This is a genomic window from Acinetobacter sp. ANC_7503 (assembly GCF_056780035.1).
In genome coordinates this window covers 128,030-141,011 of sequence record NZ_JBWYJA010000007.1, presented here as the reverse complement: position 1 = coordinate 141,011, position 12,982 = coordinate 128,030, and the positions used below count along the sequence as shown (strand labels likewise).

Here is a 12,982-nt window from a genome sequence, read left to right as displayed (position 1 = left end):
AGAAAATGGAATTTTTTATGAACATGTATGCCAATCTTGTTGAGGAACAGCAAAGCCTGGTCAATGAACTCACGGCGTTATATCAAAAAACCAAAGCCGAGATGAACGACCAAGATATTGATCATATTCGAAATGTTGCTGCATATTCAAAGGCTATAAAATTACGCAGTGAGCAACTTATTCGTGAATGTATAAGTTTAGAATCTTGGGGACGGGGCATTATTCTGGGTTGTTTACACACCCTACTCGAATTTTCAGAGCTCGGTCATAACATCATGCACGGAAGTTATGATCACCTCCCCCAAGCAACCGAGTTTCATTCAGAACGCTGGGTATGGGACTTTGTGACTGATCCTCGTGAATGGCGCGTCATGCATCATCAAAATCATCATCCATTTACCAACATCGTTGGCAAAGATCATGATTTAGGGTATTCCTTTTTAAGAAGCTTGGCAGGTCAAAGCTGGTACGGGCATCACAGTGTTCAATTGCTGATTTACAGTGCGCTGATGATCACTCCATCCTACTATTTCACACTCTATACAGCCACATCAGCAGCACGTACAGAAGGTCGAAAGATCCTTTCCAAAGAAACCTTTACTCAATCACTTCGTCTCATAAAAGCTCATGCTCAAAAACAGTTTATTGAAGCACCTGTCGCTGCAAAATGGTCAAAAAAATTACCTGTTTTTATCGGAAATTATCTTACAACAACGATAGGCTATGGTTTTTTACTTCATATCCTCTTCTTAGAACATCACGCTGAAAATTTGGAGCTTTATTCAGATCCTGGACCTGATGAGACGCAAGAAGAATATTTCATACGACAGATTAAAAGTACCACCAATTTTATCCCATATGCACCGCTGGATCAGTTTCTCAAAAAAATCCTTGATGATGAGGTCCCGTATCCAAATCCACCTCCATTTGAAATCTTTTATGGCGGATTAGATACACATCTTGAGCATCATTTATTTCCAGATTTAGCATGTAATCGTCAAAGACAAATCAAAGCTGTAGTACGTAGTATTTGTGAAAAATATCATTTGCCTTATCACAATTCACCCATGGAAAAGCTGATTCCAGCGATACCGCTCAGCCTCATTAAAAGAACTCTACCTTTTGGTAATCAAGAAAAAAATAACCCTTTCAAATTACTCATTCGACCAAAAGAATTTCTAAAACGTATCAAACGAGGAATTCAATATCAGCCACCCTCAACCATGACATATTTACACAAGCCACAGTTCTATAATGCGTCGGCAAAAGTTATACAAGTCGAAATACAGCTTAATGGTCAAGTCAAAACACTCAAAATGAGCAAGCCTCAAGGCTGGGAACATTTAAAATGGCAGGCAGGTGCATTTATTTCATTAAGCTTTGAAATAAATGGGCAAACTTATATTCGTCAATACAGCTTATTGCATGAAAGCCAAAGCGCAGATGGCTATTTTGAAATAGCAGTGAAACGTACACCTGCGGGCATCGTTTCTCACTATATTCATGATCATGTTCCTGTAAATACAAAGGTGACGATTGTAAGTCCACCACAATCTACACCTGATTTTGTTTTAGACACCCTTCCGCCGAAGTTAATCTTTATCGCAGCAGGAGTCGGTATTACACCAATTTTAAGTATGTTAAGAAAATATCAGCGTATCGAAAGTAAAGCTGAAGCTCATTTGTTTTACTTTAACCATGATGAAAATTCTATTTTGTTTGAAAATGAGATTCGTCAAATCGCGAAGTATTCAAATTTGAATGTTCACTTCATCTGCTCCAAAGTTCAGAACGAGTCGGCATCTGATTTACGACAAGGACGTTTTAGTCTTGAAATTTTCCAAGCTTATATTCGAGATTTTAAATGCCAACACGTATATGCCTGCGCCCCTCAAGCATTAATCGATTCTGCTCGCCAACAACTTATTCAAGCAGGCGTTAAAGCAGCAGCATTTCACACAGAAAATTTTAAACCTGCTCCTCTCAGTTTTGAGCCTGATGGGGTTACACGTCGAGTGATTTTCAAAAAGAGTAATTCAAGTATCGACATTGAAGGGAATGTCACTTTACTTGAAGCCGCGCGTCAAGCTGGACTGAAACTGCCAAGCGGTTGTCAACAAGGTTTATGCAAAGCCTGTGTATGCACTAAATTGGAAGGTCAAACTCAGTTAGAAGTTGACTCATCCACTATTCAACATCGCATTACCCTATGCAACACTGTAGCTCGCTCACCAATCATTGTGCTTGATGTTTAACAAAGATTCTTAAGTTAATCGCCGTCATGAAGTAATCATGCAATGCTTCATGACAGTAAGATTCAAACACTTAAACAACCAAACTTATGATTCATATCCAAGAATTGCACAACCAAAACCTTACTGTAAATCATCGTTAAATCCTTTTAACCTGAACCAAATATTCTATTGGTGAATATTCAAATAAACCCTTAATTTATATGAGGGTAATTGGAATTTTATTTACAAATTAAACTCTCCAATTGAACGCATCATGATTTATGATGAATTTGTAAACTCAATAAAACACACATTCTTGTCACAATGTTGCTTTAGAATGATCGAACAAAACGGTTCATGTCTCTGGTATTGGAAGCGCTAGATCTTATAAAAGTGAATGCTCAGCCAACCATCAAGAAAGACATATATTATAAATGGAGAATGAATATGAGCGATGACTCAAAAAAATGTCCTGTCACCCACTTAACAACTGATGCTGGTGCTCCTGTAGTAGACAACCAAAACAGTATGACAGCAGGTGCACGTGGTCCTTTACTTGCACAAGATTTATGGCTGAATGAAAAACTAGGTAACTTCGTTCGTGAAGTGATTCCTGAGCGTCGTATGCACGCGAAAGGTTCTGGGGCATTTGGTACCTTCACTGTTACCCATGATATTACGCAATATACTCGCGCTAAATTATTCTCTGAAATCGGTAAAAAAACCGATATTTTTGTGCGCTTCTCTACAGTTGCTGGCGAACGTGGTGCAGCAGATGCTGAACGTGATATCCGCGGTTTCGCAATGAAATTTTACACTGAAGAAGGTAACTGGGATTTAGTAGGTAATAACACTCCAGTTTTCTTCTTACGTGATGCGCGTAAGTTCCCTGACTTAAACAAAGCAGTTAAACGCGATCCTAAAACCAACAAACGTAGTGCAACCAACAACTGGGATTTCTGGACTTTACTTCCAGAAGCATTACATCAAGTGACGATTGTCATGTCAGACCGAGGTATCCCAGATGGTTACCGTCACATGCATGGTTTTGGTAGCCATACCTTCAGTTTTATCAATGCCAACAACGAACGCTTCTGGGTTAAATTCCATATGCGCACGCAACAAGGCATTAAGAATTTAACTGATGCAGAAGCTGAAGCGATTATTGCGAAAGATCGCGAAAGCTCTCAAACTGACTTATTTGATGCGATTGAACGTGGTGATTTCCCGAAATGGAAAATGTACGTCCAAATCATGCCTGAGCTAGATGCAGAGAAAGTTCCATATCACCCATTTGACTTAACCAAAGTATGGCCTAAAGGGGACTATCCTTTGATCGAAGTCGGTGAATTCGAACTTAATCGTAACCCTGAAAACTACTTCCAAGACGTAGAACAAGCTGCCTTTGCCCCAAGTAACTTAGTGCCAGGCATCAGCTTCTCACCTGACCGTATGCTTCAAGCACGTCTGTTCAACTATGCAGATGCTGCACGCTACCGTGTTGGTGTTAACCATTATCAAATTCCAGTGAATGCACCACGTTGCCCTGTTCACTCAAACCGTCGCGATGGTCAAGGTCGTACTGATGGTAACTATGGTGCTTTGCCACACTATGAACCAAATAGTTTCAGCCAATGGCAGGAACAGCCACAATATAAAGAGCCACCATTAAAAATTTCTGGTGCGGCAGATTTTTGGGATTACCGCGAAGATGACAATGACTATTTCAGTCAACCACGCGCATTATTCAATCTCATGAATGATCAGCAAAAACAGGCTTTATTTGACAATACAGCCGCAGCAATGGGCGATGCATTAGATTTCATTAAGTATCGTCATATTCGTAACTGCTATGCTTGTGACCCAGCATATGGCGAGGGTGTTGCAAAAGCATTAGGCATGACCGTAGCTGATGCACAGGCTGCACGTGCAACTGACCCAGCACAAGGAAATCCTGGCTTACTTTAATTAATATCTCCATAAAAAAACCGCTGTTATCAGCGGTTTTTTTATTCAAACAATTAGTTTTTTACCTTCCCGAATACAATAAAACGGACTGATAAATTTAGATGCATTTTTCATCGCTTGGTGCAGATCCAACTCAGGTTGATTCCGATCTTCATCTGTTAACTGAAAAGTACGATAGTGAATCGCTAGTGAACGTTTTGCGTGTAAATCTTTATGTGCTTGGAATGCATCAGCAGGATTCATATGTAGATATTGCATCAATACTCTTGGTTCATATGCACCGATTGGCAGTAAAGCAATCCTTGGTGCACCTAAGCGCTGGTGAATCTCTTTAAAATGTTGTGCATAGCCTGTATCACCAGCAAAGTAACAATGACTATGCTCAGATAAAATTGAAAAACCACCCCATAATGCAAGGTTTTGATCACGAAGCCCTCGACCAGAACCATGTTGGGCAGGCGTGTAGACAATTTTAAAATCTTTGAATAAGGCAGACTGCCACCAATCCATCTCAATCACATGAAATGCTTTCGGCAAATAGGCTGCATTTCCTAGACCTGTATAGATCGGCATAGCAAATTTTTGATGTAGCCAATTCAAACTCGCTAAATCCATATGATCATAGTGATTATGACTGAGTAATACTGCGTGAATCTGTGGTAAATCTTCAAGTGCAATCCCTGCTGGGATAACACGTTTCGGTCCACTCCCGTGCTTTGGGCTTACATAATCCGCCCATACAGGGTCGGTTAAGAAGTTATATGGACCAATTTGAATTAAAACCGTAGCATGACCAACAAACCATACTTGCCAATCTTCTAAATCTGCATGCGGACGAGCCTCAGGCTTAGCACGTTTGGTTTGAATAAAGTCCTGTTGCTCTTTCGCGAAATCACCTTGCCAGGTAAAGCTTTTACGAGCCATCAACCATTTATATAAATTCCATTGGTTGAGCTGTGCAGGACGTGGTTCCTGATTAACGAATCTTTGCCCATTATGGTGATCCAGTGAAACCAATTTAAGTTTTGGTTTAAACCACACATGCCGAATACAATCTTCAGTCTTTAGTTGATAGTGCAGATTAGAATCTTGCGGCTTCCGTCCAACAACAAGTGTAGACTCTGGATTACTCGAAGTCGTCGTTGGAATATCAGTCAAATTAGACATAATAAATGTAAGCACCTTAAACCGAAGCGATTTTGAAATAGTTGATTATTCAGTTATATAAATAGATTATGTTCATCATCTATTCGCATTTTTAAATTATGTTTTTAAAAGATACACTGTTCGTGTTTCATTTAAGACAACATCAATCTCAATTCCCATGAAGTGGTTATAATTTCATCAATAAATTGTGAAATAGAACACCAATCATCCCTCTATTATTCATCATATACAACTCAGACTTTCTTTTTGTTTATGATTTTGTTGTTTTTTTCTGATTTTTGATGTTTTTTTAATCACCCACAGAAATCTTAAATAGAGGAAGTTAAATTTTGTTTAGGATGTGACTTAACGCTGAACAACTGATCTCCCAAAGCTTCAACGTACTTTTCTCTACATTATTATTTTTCATAGACTTAAAGCCGAAACAATTGGTTTCAACTTTAATAGATACAATCTTTTCTAAACCTATACAAATCAGTCACTCATTCACGATGAGAGTTCGATCTTGAAATCTAAAATTTCTATCTAAGTAAGAAATTAAATGCATGTAAATTTTAAAATACAAAAAAATGCTTCATTCACTAACTAAATACCAAAATACATCTACTTATTGATCAATTTCACTTATACTCATCTTTAGCAACATTAAGACATTTTTTAGATTATTCTCTGGAAGGCTATATGGAATTACGGCATTTGCGCTATTTTATTACAGTTGCAGAAGAGCTTAATTTTAGCAAAGCTGCACTTAAGCTCTACACAGCACAGCCTTCACTCAGCCAACAAATCAAAGATTTAGAAGAAGATGTTGGTGTGCGTTTACTAAATCGAACCAAACGAAAAGTTGAATTGACCGAAGAAGGCGCTGTGTTTCTGGAACAGGCGAGACTCACCATTGCTCAAGCAGAAAAAGCAATTAATATGGCGCGCCAAGTGTCTAAAGCAAAACAAAAAATGCTACGCATTGGTTTTGTGCCAGTTGCAGAAATGAAAATCTTTCCTTATGTATTACCTAACTTACGTGTTCAAAATCCCGAATTAAAAATTGAATTACAAAGCTTAAATAATATTGAGCAATTCAAAGGCATAAAGAAAGGTGAATTGGACATTACTTTTACTCGTCAACGTTTAGATTCTGAAGAGATCGACAGTCGCTTTGTACTCCGTGAGCCTTTAGTTTTTATTCTGCCTAAAGATCACCCTTTGGCAAAGTACGATCGTATTCCTGTAAAAGCGCTTGATGGCATTGATTTTGTGATCCCTTCAGATGAGCAATCTAAGACCCTGCATGACACCATTTTAGGCTTTGCTGAACAAAATGGCATTTCTTTTAAAATTGTTCAAAAAGCTGACAATATCTTGTTTAACATTAACTCTATTGGTATTGGCTTAGGGTGTACGATTCTTCCTGGCTATATTATGCCACTTCTCTTGGAAAATAGTGTGACTCGTCCACTCGATGTAGAGCTACCTTCGCTTGATCTCTTTGTAAGTTATCGCAAGAATGCCACTGGTATTGCTGTGCAAAAATTTATGGAGTTACTTTCAAAAGTCTTTTATTTAGACTTTAATCAAAGTTCAACGTGAATCAAAAACCCGCTGAATTGAGCGGGTTTTTTATCGATGTGATTTAGCAAGCAACTGACTGATTAATCAAATTTTTTAAAAGTTGATGTAATTCATCAATGGAATCCACGACCGCAAGTGGATGATATTGCTGTAGTACCTCAGGTACATGAACGCCATACGTCACCCCTACACTTGGCATACGAATATTCAATGCCATTTCAAGATCGTATGAAGTATCTCCTACCATTATCGCTTGATCTGCATTAAAACCAGTTTCGGCTAAAATTTCAGCCAACATCAACGGATCTGGTTTTGATTTTGTTTCACTGGCTGCACGTGTCGCTGAAAACAAACTCACACTCTGAGTTTGCCCCAGTACTCGATCTAGCCCCTTACGACTTTTTCCTGTCGCAACAGCCAAATGAATACCTGACTCTTTGAGATCATGCAACATTTCAGCCACACCATCAAACCAACGATCATGTTTCGAGTACTCAACATAATGCGCTGAATAAGACTGTAAAATTGCCTCGTGTAAATCAGGAACCTGAGGAAATAAAACCTGCGCTACTTCAGGTAATCCTAAGCCAATAATGCTTTTAGCATCCTCATCAGTCAAAGGTTGATTAAATTGTTTGGCTGCAAATTTTAAACTTTCAACAATTTGACCCACTGAATCAAATAAGGTGCCATCCCAATCAAAAATAATGAGTTTTACCGCTGATGTCATATTTTGTATCCTAATTTTGATCGGGCAGATGCCACTTAAATATCATCGTGACATATTAAGATCCCATCGTTGCATGACCTCGTCATGACACAACGATTCAATCTTTACACAACCACTGAGACGCAATCAGTCTTGTTGAGACTGCACTACAGGTTTATCCGCTTTTTGTGCGCGAAGTTGTGCAACCAAACTTTGCATATCCTCAGGCAAGGGTGCTTCAATTACTGGATATCCTGGAATCTCTAAGCGCATTGCGTGTAAACATAAACGACGTGGTTTAGGTCCACGATATTCCGTCTCATGCCCGTACTTTTCATCACCCACCAAGGGATGACCAATACTGAGTCCATGTACGCGAATTTGATGTGTACGACCAGAAAGCGGTGATGCATACACGAGTGATGCATGCATAAAGCGTTCTGCTACCTTCCATTGGGTTTTTGAAGGCTTTCCTTCTTTAGATACACGCACTCGACGTTCACCATTGGCTAGCTCATAGCGATGTAATGGTGCATCGATTAATTGGGAATCTAGTGTTACTTGGCCTTTCACCACAGCAGCATAAGTTTTTTGAATCTTGTGTTCACGAAGCATATCTTGAAGTGTTTTTAACACGCTCCGCTTTTTAGAAATCATCACCAAGCCTGAAGTATCACGGTCAATACGATGGATCAATTCTAAATATTTTTTCCCTGTCGCTGCGCGTAAGCCTTCAATTAAGCCATACGCAACACCACTTCCACCGTGCACCGCAATCCCAGAAGGTTTGTTCACCACTAAAAGACCTTCATCTTCATAAATCACACGGCTTAACAAGCCCTGCGCGACTTTGTCTGATACTGGAGCTTGAGATTCATCTTTTTGTTCATAACGAATCGGTGCAACACGGATTTGATCGCCAATATTCAATTTAGTTTCCGCTTTCACACGCTTTTTGTTGACCCGCACCTGACCTTCACGAATTAAACGATAGATTCGACTTTTCGGTACTCCTTTAAGACGAGCGAATAGAAAATTGTCGATGCGTTGCCCCAATTGGTGCTCATCCACTTCAAACCAAGTGACGCTTTGCCATTCTTGCGTAGAATTCATACAGTTACGTTGACCTAAAAAAATACTAAATTCGATTAAAAACTGATCATTTAGACTACCCAATTGACTAGAAATGTCTGTGTAGCCCATAGGCAGATGATCTAAGGTTTGCTATAGTCAGCGCACGGATACCGCCGTAAGTGAACATTTGTTTAGAGATTTCAAAATTTTGAAATTCAAACTAAATTTTTGTTTAGCATAAACTCGGAATGGTCCCAAAAGAATATGCCAACGCCGAAGGCTTATTATATCGGCAAAAAGACAAACTGTTGCGTTTAATTGTGCTTTTGCACATAAATCAGTTTGTTTAAAAAAATATGTCGCCAACAAATTATGTTGGTTTTTAAACGTTAACTGATACACATCAGAATGGTCGCAACCTGATTTCTCATTCAGGCTATAACGTTAGATGCATTGGATCTGCACAATTTGTAAAGATACGACGATAATTCCGTATCAAGACACTCTATCAAAAAATTGAAGAGATGATCTTCGAGCAATGTGACAGTGAAAGTAACGAACATCCAATGCACCGTTAGTCCGCCAGTGAATGTTCAGGCTTCTTTAATCAGTGACAGGATTAAAGCCGTATTGCCATCATCAATACGTGAATCAAAATACCGAAGCCCATCAATAAAGGCCGGTAATACACTTAGATCAATCTAATTATGGTGATCTAGGAATTGATCCATGCGGGTTGATGTTCGCTACGTAAATCGCGATGTTTTGCTTGTGTATCACTATTAGGTGTTACACCCATGAAACGTATGTTGATCAATGCAACACATGCCGAAGAAGTTCGCGTTGCACTCATCACTGGTCACCGTCTTTACGATTTCGATTTAGAAAATCGTACTCGTGAACAAAAGAAAGCCAATATCTACAAAGGTCATGTGACTCGCGTTGAGCCATCTCTTGAAGCTGTGTTTGTAGAATATGGTGCAGGCCGTCAAGGCTTCCTTTCAATGCGTGAAATCGCAAACTCATATTACAAAGCTGACCCTCGTCAAACTTCAAACATTCGTGAGTTAATCACTGAAGGTACTGAACTTTTAGTTCAAGTTGAAAAAGAGGAACGTGGCAACAAAGGCGCTGCTCTCTCAACTTTTATTTCCCTTGCTGGTCGTTACTTGGTCTTAATGCCAAACAACCCGAAAGGTGGTGGTATTAGTCGTCAAATTTCTGGTTCAGTTCGTGAAGAATTGAAAGAAATGTTGGCGTCTTTAAATGTACCTCGTGGGATGAGCGTGATTGTACGTACTGCAGGGATCGGTCGCTCACAAGAAGAGCTTCAACTTGATCTTCAGCACCTTCTCGATCTTTGGGCACGCATCCAAAGTACAGCAAATTCTGGCCCTTCTCCAATGTTGGTTCATCAGGAAGCTGGTGTAGTTACTCGTGCAATTCGCGACTATTTACGTGATGATGTTGCAGAAATTTTAATTGATTCTGAACAAGCTTATAACGAAGCCTATAACTTTGTTAAAGCCGTGATGCCGAACCAATTAGACAAGTTAAAAACATATACTTTGAATGAGCCTTTATTTGCTCATTTTGGTATCGAAAGTCAAATTCAAACAGCTTACGAGCGTGAAGTGAAACTTCCTTCTGGTGGTTCAATTGTCATTGACCAAACAGAAGCATTGGTTTCGATCGATATTAACTCTGCAAAATCTACTCGTGGTCACGATGTAGAGGAAACTGCGCTTAGTACTAACTTAGAAGCAGCAGAAGAGATCGCTCGCCAACTTCGCTTACGTGATATCGGTGGTCTGGTCGTGATTGACTTCATTGATATGACCAAAGAACGTAATCAACGTATGGTTGAAGCGAAACTGCGTGAATCAACTCAAAGTGATCGTGCACGTATCCAGTTCGGTCAATTGTCTCGTTTCGGCTTAATGGAAATGAGTCGCCAACGTTTACGTCCTTCTTTAGAAGAAGCGACTGGCTATGTATGTCCACGTTGTCATGGCACAGGTATGGTTCGTGACTTACGCTCTCTTTCACTTTCGATCATGCGTAAAGTTGAAGAAATTGCACTTCGTGAGCGTCAAGGTGAAGTTCAAGTAGAAGTTCCTGTTGAAATTGCAGCATTCCTTCTCAATGAAAAACGTCATAGCCTCGTGTATTTGGAGCAAACTTCAAATGTACGTGTGACTGTACTCCCACACCCGCATTTAGAAACGCCACATTACGAAATCTCGTATAATCCGGAAGGCTTTGCACCAACCAGCTATGAACGTACTGAAGCGACTCGTTCTAGTGAAAAAGAGTTGGGTTATGAGTCTTCAGAATGGCACTTAGAAGAAGAGCATACAGCTCAACCTACGCATGCCCCTGTAACGCAGGAAAAAGGCAATAAGCGTCATAAAAATAACCAAAATGCTACACAACCTGCGGTAGCGCAAAAAACTGCCCCAGCAGTAGCTGCTCCAGCAACTAGCCCATGCGCATGGTTAGAAAATCTGTTTGTTCAAAAACAAGCGAGTACGATTGATCAATCTCGTACAGCCAATTCTGCAGCGGCTGCAATTGAACAAATGGTGAACGGTGGTGCCGTAAGTCGTGGTCAATTCGGTCAAATTGCACCTGTGACACCTGTGGCAATTGAAGCATCTGCACCAGTTGAAACAAATGCGTATATTTCACATACGCCTGTTGCGAAAAATGATACACGCGACCAAGAACGTCAAGCTGAAAAAGACGAGCGTCCACAACGTCATAATAAGAAAAATCGCAATAAGCAACGTGACACACGCGAAGTTAACGCAGATCAACATGTGATTGAAGAAGTTGTACAGGCACCTCGCCATGAACAACGTCAAGACAATCGTCATGAGTCACGCAATGAAAACCGTCATGAGCAACGCCAAGAACAGCGTGATCAGAAACGTCATCAAAAGCGCCCTCAACAAAACGAGACGGCTTTCGAAGCACAAACTGAACAAGCTGTGCCACGTCGTGACCGTAATGCACAACGTCCACAACGTCCAAATCGTCACCGCGATCAAAGTGTATTAAATCAAGAGCAATCTTCAGCACCTGTTGCTCCAGAAGCTCAAGTTAAAGTTGATTTAATTGATGTACCTCGTAATGATGAGCTTAAAACAGCGTTAGTGGTTAATGTTGATCAAGCACAAAGTGAGATTGTTGCATTAACGCCTGAAGTAGCAGCACCTGTAGCAACTGCTCCAGCACCTGTTGTGACAGACGCTGAAGTGTCAGCACCTCAAGTGGAAATTACGGTTGATGAACCTGTCATTGAAGCTGAGGTTAAACCTCAACAAGCACCACAACGTGCAAGTAACGACCCACGTCAACGTCGTCGTAACAAGCATCAACATGACCAGAAAGCAAAATCAGATGCGCCGAAGCTTCGCCCTTCACAAGTGCCAGCTTTAGCACAACATACGGTTTTAAGCTTAATTCAACATGTTTATGGTGCGGATTGCTCTGTATTGATTGAGCAGTTTGGATTAATTCCAACCTTCAATCGCGCATTGCAAAAGTTCACTGAACAGTATGCAGCGAGTTTAAATACTCAATCTGCTGAACCTGCTACTGAGAAAAAACCAGTAACACGTGATGTCGCTGTTCAACAAGCTCCAGCTGAAAAAGAGCCTGCACCTGTGTTGGACTTAACACCTCCAAAACCAGTGTCTGATAAGCGTGTTGCAAACGATCCACGTGAGCGTCGTCGTCTTGCAAAACTTGCAGCAGAGCAAGCAAAACAAGCGCGCCTTGAAGAAGTTGCAGCACAAGAAGCCGTGAAAGTTGAAGCACCTGTTACGGATGCTCCACAAGCAGCTGATGCAACATCTGAAGTTGCACATCAAGAAACAGCAACACAGACAGCTGAAGTGACTCAATCTGAAGTGAAGACTGAAGAAAAAGTTCAAACTTCTTCACAACAGCAACCTGAAGAAAAATCTTCAGAATCAACTGAAGTTGCGTCTACAGAAGCAGAAACTGCGAAAGTTGAAGTGGCGGAAGTTGCCGTAAGTGCTGAGGATAAATCTGCACAAGCTGAAGCAGATAAGGATGATGCAGAACAGCAGGAAGAAGACAAACCTGTTCGTCCGCGTCGCCCTCGTGGTCGCCCACCAAAAAAAGCAACCCCATCAGCTGAGTAATTTGCTTAAACTACATTAGCTTTTGACAAACCTAGTCATTACGGTGGCTAGGTTTTTTTGTTATGGTCTTTAAAGTTTTGACTGAA

At 40.4% G+C, this 12,982-nt stretch carries 7 protein-coding genes; 4 read left to right on the top strand and 3 right to left on the bottom strand.

Annotated elements, in window-relative coordinates; all coding sequences use genetic code 11:
* The first annotated feature begins 17 nt into the window (after positions 1-17).
* Complete coding sequence (locus AC1M9M_RS09415; RefSeq protein ID WP_481596203.1) at positions 18-2,255, top strand: fatty acid desaturase; 2,238 nt, start codon at positions 18-20, stop codon at positions 2,253-2,255.
* Positions 2,256-2,681: 426 nt separating this feature from the next.
* Positions 2,682-4,202, top strand: a complete 1,521-nt coding sequence (locus tag AC1M9M_RS09410) for a catalase (RefSeq protein ID WP_035264193.1) — start codon at positions 2,682-2,684, stop codon at positions 4,200-4,202.
* Between the two features lie 45 nt (positions 4,203-4,247).
* On the opposite strand, the gene AC1M9M_RS09405 is transcribed toward AC1M9M_RS09410, so the two are convergent.
* Complete coding sequence (locus AC1M9M_RS09405; protein ID WP_481596202.1) at positions 4,248-5,369, bottom strand: MBL fold metallo-hydrolase; 1,122 nt, start codon at positions 5,367-5,369, stop codon at positions 4,248-4,250.
* A 681-nt stretch (positions 5,370-6,050) separates the two neighbouring features.
* Between AC1M9M_RS09405 and hcaR the strand changes: the two genes are divergently transcribed.
* Positions 6,051-6,956, top strand: a complete 906-nt coding sequence (hcaR, locus tag AC1M9M_RS09400; protein ID WP_481596201.1) for a DNA-binding transcriptional regulator HcaR — start codon at positions 6,051-6,053, stop codon at positions 6,954-6,956.
* 43 nt (positions 6,957-6,999) lie between these two features.
* Here hcaR and AC1M9M_RS09395 read toward each other — a convergent pair whose 3' ends face one another.
* Together AC1M9M_RS09395 and AC1M9M_RS09390 are read right to left on the bottom strand one after the other, a co-directional pair.
* On the bottom strand, positions 7,000-7,668 hold the full coding sequence (locus AC1M9M_RS09395) for an HAD family hydrolase (RefSeq protein WP_481596200.1): 669 nt from the start codon (positions 7,666-7,668) through the stop codon (positions 7,000-7,002).
* 126 nt (positions 7,669-7,794) lie between these two features.
* Positions 7,795-8,760: an RluA family pseudouridine synthase gene (locus tag AC1M9M_RS09390; protein WP_481588736.1), complete on the bottom strand. Its 966-nt coding sequence runs from the start codon at positions 8,758-8,760 to the stop codon at positions 7,795-7,797.
* Between the two features lie 758 nt (positions 8,761-9,518).
* Between AC1M9M_RS09390 and AC1M9M_RS09385 the strand changes: the two genes are divergently transcribed.
* On the top strand, positions 9,519-12,896 hold the full coding sequence (locus AC1M9M_RS09385) for an Rne/Rng family ribonuclease (RefSeq protein ID WP_481596199.1): 3,378 nt from the start codon (positions 9,519-9,521) through the stop codon (positions 12,894-12,896).
* Positions 12,897-12,982: the final 86 nt, after the last annotated feature.